This is a genomic window from Collinsella sp. AM33-4BH (assembly GCF_003469205.1).
Lineage (GTDB): Bacteria > Actinomycetota > Coriobacteriia > Coriobacteriales > Coriobacteriaceae > Collinsella.
On the sequence record NZ_QSIN01000001.1, the window covers coordinates 36,764 to 52,325 of the forward strand.

Genomic DNA, 15,562 nt, shown 5'->3' on the forward strand with positions numbered 1-15,562 from the left:
ACGGCTCCTAGTCGTGGGCGTGGTTGGTGATGGGGCCGACGTGGACTAGCTTAGGGTCCTCGCCGCGCTCGAGCGCCAGATCGCGCAGGATGGCGTCCTCGCGAGCCTCCATGACCTCGGCCTCGTCGTCCTCGATGTGGTCATAGCCCAGCAGGTGCAGCATTCCGTGTACGAGCATCAGACGGCACTCGTCAGCGGGGCTATTGCCAAAACCGGGGGCCTGACGGGCAATAACCTGCGGGGCCAAGATAATATCGCCGAGCTCGAGCGTCTCATCGGCGGGAATGTCATCGTCAAAGGCCGAATCGCACTCAAACGAGAGCACATCGGTGGTGCGGTCGATACCGCGCCACTCGTGGTTGAGCTCGTGCATCTCGTCCTCGTCGACATACGAAAGGGAAATCTCGACTCCACGTTCAACGCCCTCGGCGGCAAGCACAACCTCGCAGATGTGCTCCACCTCCTGCGCGTCGAGCAGCGTATCGAGCTCGGCATCGTTGCTGATCAATACACTCAACGGGACTCCTTTCGGTCGCGCGGGCGCTGCTCGCGCACGTCATCATAAGCTTCATATGCCTCGACGATACGACCCACCAAGGCATGGCGCACCACGTCGGCACGCTCGAGGTGAGAAAATGCGACATCGTCGACACGGCCCAAAATCTGCTCAACGTCGGCAAGACCGCCGCGACGGCCCACCAGATCACGCTGACTCAGGTCGCCGGTAATCACAAACTTGGAGTTAAAGCCCAGGCGCGTCAGGAACATCTTCATCTGCTCGGGCGTGGTATTTTGCGCCTCGTCGAGCACCACGAAGGCATCGCTCAGCGTGCGGCCGCGCATGTAGGCAAGCGGGGCGATCTCGATCACGCCGCGCTCCATAAGCTCATCGGTGCGCTCGCGATCCATCATGTCAAAAAGGGCGTCGTAGAGCGGACGCATGTACGGATCGATCTTTTCCTCGAGGGTGCCGGGCAAAAAGCCCAGGTTCTCCCCCGCCTCGACAACCGGACGCGTCAAGATCAGACGGCCCACCTCGTGGCGCTTGAGCGCGGCAACGGCGAGCGCCATGGCCAGATAAGTCTTACCGGTACCGGCTGGACCCAGGCCAAACGTGATGGTATGCGAGCGGATGGCATCCACATAGCGCTTTTGCCCAAGCGTCTTGGGACGAATGACACGACCGCGGTATGAAAGCAGCACGTCATCGCGAAGCGATGTGGCCTCATGCTCGCCGTCGCGCAAGACGGCCAGGCAACGCGAGACGTCGTCAGCAGACAGGGTACGACCGGCCGCCGCCTCGCAAAAAGCATGTTCGAAAAAGCGAGCCACGAGCTCGACCTCGTCCGGGTCGCCGCTCACGGAGATGCTATCGCCACGGGCGACCACGTGAGCGCGAACCAAGCTCTCGAGCGCACGAAGGACGCCGTCGCCGGCGCCCAAAACACGCGAGGGATCAACTCCCTCGGGAACGGTAAGTCTAATCTTCGAGGCTTCCATGGACCTCCCTGCGCGCATGGACCAAGCCGGAATCATCGACTCCGATGATAGCAACATCGAGCAGGCACGGGGCTGTAAGTCCACAGGTATCGTCAAGACGGGCATGATGGAACGAACCGAGCGTCAGGCTGTCACCATACTCGAGCACGGCACGCTCGACAGTGCCCACGCGACGACGAGCATCGGCAATAGCGAGCTCCTGCGCCGTGTCTCGCATACGGCGGCTGCGCTCGGCCATAACCTCGGGCGGCACCTGGTCGGGCATGTCGGCAGCAAGGGTACCGGGACGCTTGCTATAGCGGAACACGTGCATACGCGAGAAACCCACACGGCGGCACAGCGCCAGCGACTCCTCGAACTCCTCGTCCGTCTCACCAGGAAAACCGACGATGACATCGCACGAAAGAGACGCCTGGGGCAAGTTGGCGCGAATCATACGCACCGTGTCCTCAAAGGCCTCCGCACTATAGGGACGACCCATGCGATGAAGGGTCGCCGTACAGCCGGACTGCACGGGCAGGTGCAAAAACGGGGCGATACGCTGCGGATAGCGCGCCATAACCTTAAGCAGGCGCTCAGAGATATCCATGGGCTCGACCGAGGAAATGCGCACATGCGCAATAGTCGTGCGCTCCATGATGGCCTCGAGCAGCTCATCGATTTCGACATGCTCGTCGGTCGCGCTCTTGCCATCGTAGGCACCCAGGTTCACACCGGTCAGCACCACCTCGGGCACGCCGGCCTCCCGGGCCTCGCGAACTTGCTCAAGCACGGACTCGACGGGCACGGAGCGCTCGGGGCCGCGCGCCTTCCACACAATGCAATAGGTGCAGCGATGGTTGCAGCCGTCCTGGATCTTCACGCCCAGGCGAGAGCGACCGAGCGCATCGACCACCTCGCCATCGCTGCAGGCGGGAACGCTATCGGACTCAACGCCCAGCACCTCGCAGACACGTTCGGCGACATCGATCTTGGACGGCTCGGCGATCACGCGGTCGGAGAGCTCCAGCAGCTCCTCGGGATGCAAATTGACCACGCAACCGGTCACGAGCACATAAGGCTCGTTTGGATGGGCCAGCGCATGACGGACGGCCTTACGGGTCTTGGCCTCGGCCTCGCCCGTAACGGCACAGGTGTTAATGACGATCAGATCGGCATTCTGGGGCTCTACCATAGCAAAGCCCAAGCGCATAAGATCGGCAGTGATACGGTCAGACTCAACCCGGTTGACACGGCAGCCGAGGTTGACGACGGAAATATGGGGTGCGAGCACGCGGGCTCCTTAATCGAGGATATCGTCGAGGGCACTCTTGATACGGTCGGTCACCGACTTCTTACCGGAAGCGACGTCATCGCCCATCTCATCGGCAAAAGCACGGAGCAGCTCGCGTTGCTTATTGGAAAGATTGGTGGGAACGACCACGCGCAGTTGCACGATCAGGCGGCCACGCGAACCGCCACCGCCAATGCGCGGCATGCCGTAATTATTGACGCTCACGGTGTCGCCGTACTGGGCGCCGGCGGGAACCGTCACCTTAACGACCTCGTCGGGCATAATGCCCTCGACCTCGATCTCGCAGCCGAGCGCAGCCTGCGCAATCGAGATATCGCTCACCAGGTACAGGTCGTCACCGTTGCGCTTAAAGCGCTCATGGTCGGCAACGCGCACGTTGACAATCAGTTCGCCCGAAGGCTCGCCGCGAAGACCGGCCTCACCAAAGCCGCTCACACGCAGCTGGCGACCGGTCGAAACGCCGGCGGGAATATCGATGTCGATCTTTTCGTGCGAAGGCGTGCGGCCCTGACCGTCGCAGGTCTCGCAGGGATGGTCGATAACCGTGCCCTCGCCATGGCAGTCGGGGCAAGGCGAGGAAGACTGAACCTGGCCCAAAAACGATCGCTGAACCGTCGTGACGTAGCCCGTACCGTGGCAGCGGCCGCACTGCTTTTCCTGTGCACCCTCGGCCCTACCGGTACCGTTGCAGTCCTCGCAAGGAGCAAGGCGATCATAGCTGATCGTCTTTTTGCAGCCGAGCGCCGCCTCCTCGAGCGTCACCGAAAGCGAGATGGCCATGTCACGTCCGCGACGACGCTCACGACGGCTGCGGGCGCCACCGCCGGCACCGCCGCCAAAAAACGACGAGAACAGGTCGTCCATGCCCATGCCACCAAAGATATCGTTGATGTCGACATAACCAGAGCCACCGGGGCCGTCCGCGGTGCCGTAACGGTCGTAGTTAGCACGCTTCTGCTCATCGGAAAGAACGGAATAGGCCTCGTTGAGCTCCTTGAACTTGGCCTCGGCCTCGGGATCGTCCGAAACATCCGGATGTACGGTACGGGCCTTCTTTAAAAACGCACGCTTAATCGTCCGCGCGTCGGCATCCCTGTCGACGCCAAGCACCTCGTAGTAATCCCTATTTTCCGACACGACCGAATCCTTCCGACTTTCATTATTGTCACAGTGCGTCCTATACCCAAGCTGGGCCGACCGCAAACAAAGGGTTTGATGTTATTGCATTTGATACGGCGAAAGCATGGCCCGTTGCGAGCAGCTCGCGAACCAAACCGACACGAGCGCGAACATGAAGCCGTTGGCAAAACCGTTGGCAAACTGCATCGCACCGCGCTTCCACCACAGCAGGCTGCGATGAAGCACACCGTCCGAAAGCACCATGAACAGGCCCATGGTAAACGGAATAAAGCACATCACGGCAAAGGCCGAGAACACGCCCGAGATGGCCGACAGCACCAAAAACGGCGCCACAATGCCCATCAAGTAAAAGCCAGTACGAGCTTTGCCTTCCAAGCGCTCGGCCTCAACATGGGCGCGGCCGACCAGGTCGCCGCCCGCGGCACCGTTGGTGCCAGCATGACCCATGCCGCCAATGCGGACCTCGTCGCCATCGTGCGTGCCGGCAGGAAACTCAATCGTCTGCTCGGAGGTCACACGGGTTCGCCCGCTGCCACCGCAATCGGGGCAGGGGTCGGCCACGACCTTACCGGAACCGCCGCACTCGGGGCAGACCGACTGGAACGTGCCCGCACCAAACAGGAAGGACAGGTCGACGTCGATGTGGCCGCGGCCACCGCAGCTCGGGCAGGTATGGGCATGCTCAGACGAAACGGAGCCCGAGCCGCCGCAGTTGCTACAGGTATCGAAGCGCGTGTAGCGGACGGTCTTGCGGGCACCGCCCTTGGCCTCCTTGGCGTCGAGTTTGATATCGACGACCACGTTGGCGCCGTTCTCGGGATTGTAGGCAGCCTGGCCGCGACGCTGCTGGCCCCAGGCGCCACCAAAGGGAAAGCCGCCCTCAAAGGGATTGCCATAGCCCGTGCTGCCGGCGTAGCCGCCACCATAGGGCGAAGCCGTAGGAGCACCGGCAAAGGGATTGCCAGAACGCATGGCGTCGTAGCGCGCACGTTTTTGCTCATCCGAAAGCACGGCGTAGGCCTCGGAAACCTCTTTAAACTTTTCCTCGGCATCCGGCTCTTTATTGACGTCCGGATGGAGCTTACGGGCCTTTTGCTGGAAGGCCTTTTGAATATCACGCGAGGTGGCGTCCTTGGAGACACCCAGAATCTCGTAGTAATCTTTTTCGTTCATCGTCGCCATGCGCGGCAACCTCCTGCTCACAGCAGCGTATATATTCCGGTAATTCTACCCGAGCGGCCTAAGCTAGATCCCAAAACAGCTCGAACAGAACATTTCCATCGAGCCAGCCCAGATGGGTCGGCGCCAGACGGGCACAGGTGCGGCCAGCGATGACATCGACAGAGGCGATAGGCCCCGCATGGGTATCACCGTGCTCGGGCACCCAAGTGGCAAGCCCAAGCTCAAGAGCGCGATCACAAGCCGCTGCCAGTTCATCGGCAGGGATGACACGAGACGCGCGAACCAACAGGTCGGAATCATCACCGCGCGTCATGCGACAAGCGAGCATCAGGTCCTCGGCCGCCGCCTCGCGCCGCGACAGATACTCGGCATCAAACATCGTCGCGGCATCGTCGCGTTGTACCAAACGCACGCGGTGAAAGTCACCACGGGGAGCCACGCCGGGAAACAGTCCAGCCAAGCGGTCGAAATCCTCGTCGTCGAGCATGCCCGCGGCAGAACGACCCAGGCCCAGGTAGCCCCGACCAGTCCAGTAGGCGATATTATGGGTACATTCATGCCCATCGAGCGCGTAGCTCGCCACCTCATACGGATGGTAGCCGGCCGAACTCAGCCGCTGGCGCGCAACGTCCATGCATGCGGCCTGGAAATCCTCATCGGGCTCAAGCGACTCGTCACGGCACACCATGCGGTAAAGCGGCGTGCCCTCCTCGAGCGTGAGCGGATAGACCGACACATGGTGCGGGGCCGCCTCAAGCACGCCATCGAGCGTATGCTGCCAGCTCGCCATAGTCTGTCCGGGAAGCCCGCACATAAGGTCGCACGACACATCGAGCCCAACATCCTTCACCGTCGCGATAGCCGCAAGTGCCCGATTAGCATCGTGAATGCGGCCAATAGCAGCCAGCTCGGTATTGTCGAGGGTTTGCACGCCCAGAGAGATGCGCGTGACACCCGCCTCGGCAAGCGCGGTGGCGAGCTCAGCGGTCAGGGACTCAGGATTGGCTTCGCAAGTAAATTCAACGGGTTTGCACCACATGGAGATACGCCGGGCAAGTTCCACCAGGCGCTCCCCTGCCAGCGATGGCGTGCCGCCGCCAGTATAGACCGTGCGGACCTGCGCAAGCGCCCCGGCGTCGCCAAAGGAATCGAGGCGCGCATACAACTGCTCAAAATAGGAATCGAGCGCGGCATCCAAATCACACGCAGCAAAGCTGCGCGAGTCAAAGTCGCAGTACCGGCACTTTTGAGCGCAAAACGGCACGTGCACGTACAGCGCGGTAACGGCCACCGTTAGGCCTCCAACGGATGGGCAGGCACCGACTCGCCGGCGGCAAGCGCGGCCTCGCAGGCCACCACGTCGCGCTCGATATCATCGACCAGCGCCATAAACTCCTCGTACGTAGAGCAACGCACCACCTGAGCGCGCCAGGCGGCGGCATGGGGCATGCCCTTTAAGTACCAGCTTGCGTACGTGCGAGCACGCGACATGAGCGGCAGAAGCTCGTGCGTCAACGTCAGGTGCTCGCGCAGAGCCTCCAGGCGCTCGACCGAGGAGCGAGAAGGAACCGGCGTGCCATCGAGTGCAAGGGCTCGGGCATCGCCGAACACCCACGGATTGCCGTAGATGCCGCGCGCGATAAACACCGCGCTGGCACCCGAGCCGTGCAGATGCTCAGCAGCGTCCTCGGCCGAGAACACATCGCCCGAACCAATCACGGGAATCTCGACAGCGTCGGCAACCTCATCGACGACCGACCAATCGGCCTGGCCCGTGTAGAGCTGCGTGGCGCAACGACCATGCACGGCGACTGCGGCAGCCCCTGCGCCCTCAAGCATCTGGGCAAATGTCGCGGCATTGCGGTCCTCGGCATAAAAGCCCTTGCGAATCTTGACGGTCACGGGCACGTGCGCCGCGCCCACCGTGGCCTCGACGATCTTCTCGGCCAGGTCGGGCGTGCGCATGAGCGCCGAACCCTCGCCCTTGGTGACAACCTTGCGGGCGGGGCATGCCATATTGATATCGATGAGCGACAGGCGATCGCCAACGCGCTCCTCGACGGCGGCGACGGCGCTCGCAAACTGATCGGGCTTGGAGCCAAAGAGCTGCACGCAAATCTGCTGCTCCTCGTCGGCCGGCAGCACCAGGCGCCACGTTTTGTTGCTGGCATAGGCAAGGCCTGCCACGCTCACCATCTCGCTGTAGGCAAGGTTGGCACCGCGGCGGCGACACATGATGCGATAGGCGGGGTCGGTAACGCCCGCCATGGGAGCCATAAGGAACGGCTGCTCGGCATAGGCGCCCAGCAGCCGCAGACTATATTCGGAAAGAGCCATAGACCTACTCGTCCACCTTGAGGATCGCCATAAACGCCTCCTGCGGGACCTCGACCGAGCCGATGGCCTTCATGCGCTTCTTGCCCTCTTTCTGCTTCTCAAGCAGTTTGCGCTTACGCGAGATATCGCCGCCGTAGCACTTGGCAAGAACGTCCTTGCGACGCGCCTTGACGGTGGAACGGGCGATGATCTTGTTGCCGATAGCACCCTGGATGGGCACCTCGAACAGCTGACGCGGGATGATCTCCTTGAGCTTGTCGCACAAGCCACGGGCCAGGCCATATGCCTTGTCCTTATGGACGATAAACGACAGCGCGTCCACCTCGTCGCCCGAAAGCAGGATGTCGAGCTTGACGAGCTCGGAGGGGCGATATTCGTTGAACTCGTAGTCGAGCGAGGCGTAACCCTTGGTGCGGCTCTTAAGCTGATCGAAGAAGTCCAAGATGAGCTCGGCGAGCGGCATATCGAAGCGCATCTCGACCGATTTGCTCGTCAGGTGGATCATATCGGTCGTGACGCCACGGTGCTCGATAGCGAGCTGCATGACGGCACCCGTATACTCGGGCGGGCAGATGATCTTTGCCTTGAGGTAGGGCTCTTCGATACGCTCGATGCGCGTGGCCTCGGGCAGATCCTGCGGGCTGCGGACATCGATCATTTCGCCGTCGGTCTTGTAGACGTGATAGTCGACCGAGGGACTCGTGGCAATGAGGTCCAGGTTGAACTCGCGCTCCAGGCGTTCCTTGACGACTTCCATGTGCAGCAGGCCCAGGAAGCCCACGCGAAAGCCAAAGCCAAGCGCCACCGAGGTCTCGGGCTCCCACACCAACGACGGGTCGTTGACGTGCAGTTTATCGAGCGCGTCACGCAGGTTCTCGTAGTCCTTGTTGTCGATCGGGAACAGGCCCGTATAGACCATGGGCTTGGCCTCGCGATAACCGGGAAGCGGCTCGGGGCAGGGGTTCGACGCCCACGTAAGGGTATCGCCCACGCGAACGGCCTCGGGATCCTTCAAGCCCGTGACCACATATCCGACCTCGCCGACCGTCAGCGCGTCGACCGGGGTCTCGGCAGGACGCTTGACGCCCACGCCGTCGACCAAAAAGTCGCCCTTGGCTTGCATCATAAGCAGGGTATCGCCCTTTTTGATGGAACCATCGAAGACGCGCACCGTAGCCACCACACCGCGATACTCGTCAAAGTACGAATCCAAAATGAGCGCTTTGAGCGGAGCGTTTGCATCGCCCTTAGGCGGCGAAATCAAAAAGACAATCGACTCCAGCAGATCGTGAATGCCCTCGCCGGTCTTGCCCGAGACGCACACGGCATCATCGGCAGGGATCGCCAGGTCATCCTCGATCTCGGTCTTAACCTCATCGGGATGGGCTGAGGGCAGGTCGATCTTGTTGATGGCCGGCACAATGTCCAGATTGGCGTTCATGGCGAGCGTCGCGTTGGAGACGGTCTGTGCCTCGACACCCTGGGTGGCATCGACGACGAGCACCGCGCCCTCGCAGGCGGCCAGAGAACGCGAGACCTCGTAGGTAAAGTCAACGTGGCCCGGCGTATCGATCAGATTGAACTGATACGTCTCACCATCGTCGGCGTCATAGGAAACGCGGACGGCATTGGACTTGATCGTAATGCCGCGCTCGCGCTCGATATCCATGGTGTCGAGCAGCTGCGACTCCATGTCGCGTTCGTCGACGGTATGGGTGAGCTCGAGGATGCGGTCACTGATCGTGGACTTGCCATGGTCGATGTGCGCAACGATCGAGAAGTTGCGGATGTGGGAAATGTCAATTGAAGTATTCATGCGGACTATCTTACCCGAGCGGTACAAAAAATGGAGCCTGTTCCATAAAACAGGCTCCATTTATGCGCGTAATCTGTGTGGTGTGATATTTACAACTTAGGCGTTGATGCTGTTCACGAGCTTGGCAAGACCGGACTTGCGGTTGGAAGCCTGGTTCTTGTGGATAACATGCTTGGCGGCAGCCATGTCGAGACGCTTGGTGACGGTCTTGAGTGCAGCCTGGGCCTTCTCGGCGTCACCCTCGGCGACGGCGGACTGGACGTGCTTGGTCAGCGTCTTGAGCTCGGACTTGACAGCCTTGTTACGCATGCGAGCTGCCTCATTGGTGCGGATACGCTTCTTCTGAGACTTGATGTTTGCCACTTCTGGAGTTCCTTTCGAGTTCCTTGCAAAAAATGTATGACACCTCTGAGACACGGTGAGGTCATGCAAGCGCCTACTATAGCACGCTCCCTCTCAAAGGGATAGAACGAATTTGTCAAATAGGCAGGTATCATCACGATTTTCTCAAGATGTTCGTAATCCAGAGCAAAAGCGCGGTCTCAGAATCGGCCGAACCCTTGAGCGCGAGCTCCACATCGACCGCACCCTCGAGCGCTGCGATGAGCTCGGTCATCGAAAAACGACGCGCCCAGGTAAGGTGATTCTTGACCTGCCAGGACTGGAGCTTGAGCGTTGCGGCCAGCTCGCGACCCTGCCCACGCGCGTCGAGCGCCTTGGCGACGATAAGCTCGCGAATGCGACCGCACAGCAATGTGTAAGTCCACACGTAGCTCTTGGAGGGCAGGAGCTTAAAGAGCTCGAGCGAACGCCGCATATCGCGAGCCGAGACGGCGTTGAGGAAGTCCCAGGGTTGAACCTCGGCCGTACGAACAATCCAGCGCTCAACATCGGCAAGTTCAATCTGAGGCGACTCGACCATCTGGGCAAGCTTAGCCAAGTCGTTATCGAGCATGCGCGTGTTTTCACCCGAACGCGAGACGAGCTCCTCGGCGGCCGCCGTCGAAATCGACTTACCGCGCTGCGTCGCCATCTGCTGAACACGGCGCGGCAGTTCCCAGCGCTTGGTACCCGAGCAATCGACGATAGCCTTCTTGTCGATCTTGGCGATTGCCTTATACAGGCGCGTATTCTTGGCAAGTGAGTCGGCGATGATGAGGCAGACCGTTGTTGGGCTGGGACTCGCCAGATACCCAACGAGCGGCTCCGAGACCGCCTTGGCGAGCTTTGAGCAGCCATCGAGGATTACCAGACGAAACTCGCTGCCCATCGGAAAGGTGTTAAGCGATCCGATAATGGACTCGATATCGGGGTCCTTGGTCATGTCTCGCTCGTCGAGGTTGAACTCGACCATACCCGATTTTTCCAGACGCGCTTTCATACGCGAGACGGCGTGGTCGCGCTTAACTCCGTCGGTACCGACAATCAGATATGCCGGCAGCAAACCGGTTTCGGACATTGCGCTCCCCTCCCGCAGGCCTTCGTATTCGTTCCGTGCCATTCTAGCCCAGGGGCCCACCACACGCCAACGACGTCGTCACGGTCGCTGGCATCGCATCGCAAAGCCATTCGCAGTCGGTGTGACGGTAATGTCGCCGTGTTCGATAGTGCACGCGAAAACGCCGCCCGCTTCCTTAACGGCATCGATGCAGGCATCGGACGGATGGCCGTATCGATTCCCCTCACCGGCGCTTGCGAGGGAAAGCTCGGGCTTCAGGACGTCCAGCAACTCGCCATCGACTGAAACCTTGGAGCCGTGATGCCCAAGTTTAAGGACATCGATATCCCCCACCTCCTGCACGAATTCCCGCTCTTGGTCGAGCTCGGCATCACCGGTGAGAAGTATTCGCAGGCCCTTGCCTTCCTGAACATAAGAGAGCAGCAGGACAAGCGAGTCCTCATTTCCCTCGCCATCCACGAACTCGAATGGCCACATCACGCGGGCGCAAAATGAGCCGATGTCGACCGTATCCCCACGGCGCACCTGCCGATACTCCACGCCAGGTCGGTTCAATACCTCGGCAGGAGCATCCTCCAGCGCATCCGCCGCCACGGCAATCGTTCCGACCGAAAACTGTTCGAGCACGGCAGGCAAACCACCCCAGTGATCCTCATCCCAATGCGTCACAAAAACGGCATCGATATGGTGCACGTTATTGCGAACCAACGCCGCAACCACACGCTCGTCGAGCCCGCAGTCGACGAGAGCTACTGCGCCGCCTTGGCGGATAAGAATCGCATCGGCCTGGCCCACATCGAGCACCGTCACCGAAGGCGGAGCGAATCGATCCCAATAGACGTACGGAATCGCAGCCAAGAGCATCAGGCATGCAAGCCCCACCGCCATAGGACGTGCACGGGGACGCGGCCACCTGACCAGCAGAGCCGCCAGCAAACACGGCACTAGGTAAATCCACATGCTATCGGGCGGCACACTCACGGATGCACCCGGCACGGCGGCAAACAGCTGCTCGAAGAATAGCGCGCAACGGGCGGCAATCATGGGCACAGCGAGCACCCAAGTCCGCAACGGTGCCACGAGCGAAAAGGGAACCAGCACGATCGACACAGCAAGCAGTACGCTCACCACCGGACCGATGACCGCATTTGCCAGCGGAGCAATGAGCGAGAACGTACCGAAGGCAGGAATGGTAATGGGGAGCGTCGCCAACTGCGAGCACAGCGTGACGGAAAGCATGCTGGCAATGCCCGATGGCACACCCAGCTCACCCAAAGCGTAGGTCGCATAGGGGCAAAAGCACAGGATGGCAAAGACGCTGGCACATGAAAGCTGAAAGCCCATCTCGAACAGCACCGTCGGCCGCAGTAGAACAAAGATGGACATGGTTACGAAGAGTGCCGATGCACCGTGCCGGCGACGCCCCGCGCCGTTTACGACAAGCGTCGCGAACACCATGCAGCACGCGCGCACGGCAGAGGGAGACGCGCCCGTAAAGGTAGCGTAGCCCACAAGCGTTATCGCCAGTATCGCCCGCTGAAGACCACGTGAGCACCGAGTCTTTTGCAATAAACCCTCGATTAAAAACCCCACGATAGCCAAATGGCTGCCCGAGACGGCGATAAGATGCGCCGTTCCCGTCACCGAAAACCAGTCGCCCGCCGGCTGGGCGCGCAGCTCGGCCGAACGACCGCAGACGACACCGGCTATGAGCGCACGCGCCGGTTCGGTCGCAGGCGCAATGGACACAAGCAGCCCATTTCGCAGCCGAAGCAGCGGCCCCGGAGAGCCCTCATCGACCGACACAATCCGAACGGCTTTAACCTTGCGCACCTCGCCTCGGAGCACGCGCGATCGTCCATACGCATCGTTCTCAAAACGTGAAACGCGACCGATAACACGCACGTGCGCCCCGACCTTGAGCTCACGATCACACGATAGGCGAACCGTTGCCAAGTTCTTACCGTCCGCGCGTGCCTCGCAGGTATAGGAATACACGTCGTCGTTTATGGATGGATCACCCTGCACGACAAACTCGAGACCGCTTGCCGCTCGACCGTCGAGCGCCTTCGAAGCGCTGAGCGCACCCACAGCCCACCACGCCGAGACGACCGCTCCCGCCACGAGACCGACGGACACGGCATACAGCCACCGCTTCAAAGGGGCAAGCCGCGCACAAGATTGAGCCAGCACAACGAATATCGCCGCCGCAACGGGAATGGCCCATAGCGGCCCGAACGCTGGCGCCTGCTCCCCCAGTAGCGCATCAGTGGCCACGTTAAGCACCAGGGCGCAGCCCACGCACATGCCGGCACACAGAGCCATCGTCCACGGCATCAGGGGCCGCGGAGGCATCACATGCTCGCGCTCGGTCGCACTCATACGCAGATGCAATCTTTGATTTTGGCAAGCTTCTTCTCGCCGATTCCCGACACACGCATCAGATCGTCAACCGAGGCAAAAGCACCGTTCTTTGTCCGCTCATCGATAATCGACTGGGCCATGGAGGGACCGATGCCCGAAAGCGTCTGCAGCTCTGCCGCGCTTGCCGTATTGATGTTTACTAGGCCTGTTGCGCTACTCACGCCCGATGCTGCGGAAGCCCCACCATCAACACCGGCTTCCGCAATGGACGCCTGCTGCTCCCCTACCGTTGGAACATGAATCTTCTGTCCATCGACGACCTTAGATGCCCGATTGAGCCCCGTAACGTCTGCCTCTGGCGCCAGCCCGCCGGCGGCATCAATCGCCTGAGCCACCCGCGCGCCGTCCTTGAGACGATATACACCGGGCGACACCACGGCGCCATCGACATCGACATAGACCTCTGCCGCGGCAGAAGCCTTAGTCGAAGAACCTTCGGATGTCTTTCCGCTCGAGGCATCACCGGATTCCGGCTCCACCAACGAGCCCAAACCGTCAGTGCGCTCAAACGACACGCCACCGGCACCGCCGCCAAGGTTCGCCATCGCCAGTCCACTCGCCATCGCAATGACGACCAGTATCGCCATCACCACTGCCCTATGACCGAGCAGCTTGTCAGCCAAGCGGTCCATCCGTTTGACTCGTTCGTGTTGTTCGCGCTGCGCCATAGCAAAACCTCCCAACACCATCGTGTCAGGAAAGGAGCCCTGCAACAGCCATGCTTCAAAACCGGTTATCGCGGTCAAACCAAAAGCCGACCAAAACCTTGCACAAATCTGTCCATTTATTCAGCCACACGTCAGCAAATGAACACTTAGTCGCAAAATGCCCAGATAGCAAAAGACCGACGATGCAGGCGCATCGTCGGTCTATGCACAAATTTACTCGTGATCTTGGTAAATCTCACGCGGAGCAAGCTCCGAATGTTTGCGCTTTAAGGTCTTAGGGGCCTTATACGTGTTGCTCTCGAAGTCGATGTACTCGGTCTGCTTGAGCAGGCGCTCAATCATCTCCTCATGATCGAACAACTCCCAGGCCTCATGCACGGCATCGAGTTTAGCGTGCGTCTCGGGTCGGCGCGGCATAAACAGCGTGCAGCAGTCGGGAGCGGCCTCAGTCGAGATATCGAACGTACCGATCTCCTCAGCACGCGCGATGATCTCCTGCTTGTCCGAACCGATGAGAGGACGGAACACGGGGATCTTCACGGCCTCGTTGACGGCCATGATGTTCTCAAGCGTTTGGGAGGCAACCTGCCCAAGCGATTCGCCCGTAACGATGGCCTTGGCGCCCTCGATGCGCGCAATGCGCTCGGCAACCGAATACATAATGCGACGATACATGATCACACGCAGGTTGCTGGGGCAGGTGACCGAAATCTCACGCTGGCAGTCGCCAAACGGCACCACGTACAGGCGGCCGATCTGGACACCCGGCTCAAGCGCACGGATGATGTCCTGCACCAAATACTCGCTCGTATCAGGCGTCTGCGGACGACCGGAGAAATGCACCGGCACGCACACCGCGCCGCGACGCGCGAGCATCCAGGTCGCCACCGGAGAATCGATACCCGACGACAGCAGCGTCACGACCTTGCCGGCAGAACCCACCGGCAGACCGCCCACGCCGCGCTCGGAGCGCGCGTACACATAAACGCTACCCTGGACCACCAGTACGTGCACCATCACATCGGGGTCGTGCATTTGAACCTTTTTATCGGGGAAGGCCTCACACAGTACCTCGCCCACCTGACGATTAATATCGATCGAGGTGAGCTCATAGTCGGTATTGGAGCGCTTGGCGTGCACCTTAAACGAATCGAAGGAACCAAACTCGCGCAGTGCCTTCACGGCGGCGGCGCAGTACTCCTGCGGGTCGCGGTTGGTGTGATACGCCATAGACACACGGGCAACGCCGGGGACGGTGCGAATGACACGCGCCGCCTCGTCGGCCTGATGCTCGTTAAAGGTCACGAGGATATAACCGGAAATTCGAGACACGGCGTTCACGGAAAAGGCGGCCAAGGCCGCCTTGATGTTATCCATGAGGATATGCTCAAAATGTGCGCGGTTCTTGCCCTTCAGTCCAACCTCGTGATAGTGGACCAGGCAGACGCGAGCCGCCATTTAGGCTTCAGCAACCTTGTGGCCGAGTGCCTTCTCGTAACGGGCCTCGTCGTAAGAGATGTCACCGTCGACAATCTCGTCCATAGCCATCGAGATGGTATCGGCACCGGAAAGCCCGATGGTGATGTCATCGACATCCTGGACGGCAAGCACGCGGTTGTGCTGGCCACGCAGCATGCTATTGATGTCGCAGGCGCGCTTGGAGGCAAGCGAAGCGAGCAGGAAGCGGTTGTGATCGGTCTTCTCCAGAAGATCGTCAATGCAAGGCTTTACAACGGACACGG

At 60.6% G+C, this 15,562-nt stretch carries 14 protein-coding genes; all 14 read right to left on the bottom strand.

Features of this window, described 5'->3' with window-relative positions; translation table 11 throughout:
- Window positions 1-7 precede the first annotated feature (7 nt).
- Window positions 8-517, bottom strand: a complete 510-nt coding sequence (gene ybeY / locus DW821_RS00185) for an rRNA maturation RNase YbeY (protein WP_117770331.1) — start codon at window positions 515-517, stop codon at window positions 8-10.
- Window positions 514-1,500: a PhoH family protein gene (locus DW821_RS00190; protein ID WP_118064918.1), complete on the bottom strand. Its 987-nt coding sequence runs from the start codon at window positions 1,498-1,500 to the stop codon at window positions 514-516. Before DW821_RS00190 ends, ybeY begins: the two co-directional genes overlap by 4 nt.
- Window positions 1,481-2,773 carry a MiaB/RimO family radical SAM methylthiotransferase gene (locus tag DW821_RS00195; protein WP_118064920.1) on the bottom strand — a complete coding sequence of 431 codons (1,293 nt, stop codon included), beginning with the start codon at window positions 2,771-2,773 and terminating at the stop codon, window positions 1,481-1,483. Before DW821_RS00195 ends, DW821_RS00190 begins: the two co-directional genes overlap by 20 nt.
- A gap of 9 nt (window positions 2,774-2,782) precedes the next feature.
- A complete protein-coding gene (gene dnaJ, locus DW821_RS00200; RefSeq protein ID WP_118064922.1) occupies window positions 2,783-3,931 on the bottom strand; it encodes a molecular chaperone DnaJ in 1,149 nt (382 codons plus the stop codon).
- Between the two features lie 81 nt (window positions 3,932-4,012).
- Window positions 4,013-5,116, bottom strand: a complete 1,104-nt coding sequence (locus DW821_RS00205) for a DnaJ domain-containing protein (RefSeq protein WP_199579155.1) — start codon at window positions 5,114-5,116, stop codon at window positions 4,013-4,015.
- Between the two features lie 58 nt (window positions 5,117-5,174).
- Window positions 5,175-6,407: a radical SAM family heme chaperone HemW gene (gene hemW / locus DW821_RS00210; protein ID WP_118064924.1), complete on the bottom strand. Its 1,233-nt coding sequence runs from the start codon at window positions 6,405-6,407 to the stop codon at window positions 5,175-5,177.
- A 2-nt stretch (window positions 6,408-6,409) separates the two neighbouring features.
- Window positions 6,410-7,453 (bottom strand): tRNA dihydrouridine synthase DusB, encoded by a 1,044-nt coding sequence (gene dusB / locus DW821_RS00215; RefSeq protein ID WP_118064926.1) that lies wholly within the window; start codon window positions 7,451-7,453, stop codon window positions 6,410-6,412.
- 4 nt (window positions 7,454-7,457) lie between these two features.
- Complete coding sequence (gene lepA, locus DW821_RS00220) at window positions 7,458-9,269, bottom strand: translation elongation factor 4 (protein WP_117773570.1); 1,812 nt, start codon at window positions 9,267-9,269, stop codon at window positions 7,458-7,460.
- Between the two features lie 96 nt (window positions 9,270-9,365).
- Window positions 9,366-9,632: a 30S ribosomal protein S20 gene (rpsT, locus tag DW821_RS00225; RefSeq protein ID WP_022094714.1), complete on the bottom strand. Its 267-nt coding sequence runs from the start codon at window positions 9,630-9,632 to the stop codon at window positions 9,366-9,368.
- A 133-nt stretch (window positions 9,633-9,765) separates the two neighbouring features.
- A complete protein-coding gene (holA, locus tag DW821_RS00230) occupies window positions 9,766-10,728 on the bottom strand; it encodes a DNA polymerase III subunit delta (RefSeq protein WP_118064928.1) in 963 nt (320 codons plus the stop codon).
- A gap of 78 nt (window positions 10,729-10,806) precedes the next feature.
- Window positions 10,807-13,110, bottom strand: a complete 2,304-nt coding sequence (locus DW821_RS00235; protein ID WP_118064930.1) for a DNA internalization-related competence protein ComEC/Rec2 — start codon at window positions 13,108-13,110, stop codon at window positions 10,807-10,809.
- Complete coding sequence (locus tag DW821_RS00240) at window positions 13,107-13,784, bottom strand: ComEA family DNA-binding protein (RefSeq protein ID WP_233552963.1); 678 nt, start codon at window positions 13,782-13,784, stop codon at window positions 13,107-13,109. The genes DW821_RS00235 and DW821_RS00240 overlap by 4 nt, the downstream gene beginning before the upstream one ends.
- Before the next feature lie 249 nt (window positions 13,785-14,033).
- Entirely contained in the window at window positions 14,034-15,278 is a 1,245-nt protein-coding gene (gene thiI / locus DW821_RS00245; protein ID WP_118064934.1) for a tRNA uracil 4-sulfurtransferase ThiI, read from the bottom strand.
- Window positions 15,279-15,560 carry a DNA-directed RNA polymerase subunit omega gene (locus DW821_RS00250; protein WP_035138532.1) on the bottom strand — a complete coding sequence of 94 codons (282 nt, stop codon included), beginning with the start codon at window positions 15,558-15,560 and terminating at the stop codon, window positions 15,279-15,281.
- Window positions 15,561-15,562 lie beyond the last annotated feature (2 nt).

Excerpts from the sequence above, each read along its gene's own strand:
- DW821_RS00190 (WP_118064918.1), bottom strand. The coding sequence starts at position 1,500 with ATGGAAGCCTCGAAGATTAGACTTACCGTTCCCGAGGGAGTTGATCCC.
- DW821_RS00205 (WP_199579155.1), bottom strand. The coding sequence starts at position 5,116 with ATGGCGACGATGAACGAAAAAGATTACTACGAGATTCTGGGTGTCTCC.
- dusB (WP_118064926.1), bottom strand. The coding sequence starts at position 7,453 with ATGGCTCTTTCCGAATATAGTCTGCGGCTGCTGGGCGCCTATGCCGAG.
- lepA (WP_117773570.1), bottom strand. The coding sequence starts at position 9,269 with ATGAATACTTCAATTGACATTTCCCACATCCGCAACTTCTCGATCGTT.
- holA (WP_118064928.1), bottom strand. The coding sequence starts at position 10,728 with ATGTCCGAAACCGGTTTGCTGCCGGCATATCTGATTGTCGGTACCGAC.
- DW821_RS00235 (WP_118064930.1), bottom strand. The coding sequence starts at position 13,110 with ATGAGTGCGACCGAGCGCGAGCATGTGATGCCTCCGCGGCCCCTGATG.
- DW821_RS00240 (WP_233552963.1), bottom strand. The coding sequence starts at position 13,784 with ATGGACCGCTTGGCTGACAAGCTGCTCGGTCATAGGGCAGTGGTGATG.
- thiI (WP_118064934.1), bottom strand. The coding sequence starts at position 15,278 with ATGGCGGCTCGCGTCTGCCTGGTCCACTATCACGAGGTTGGACTGAAG.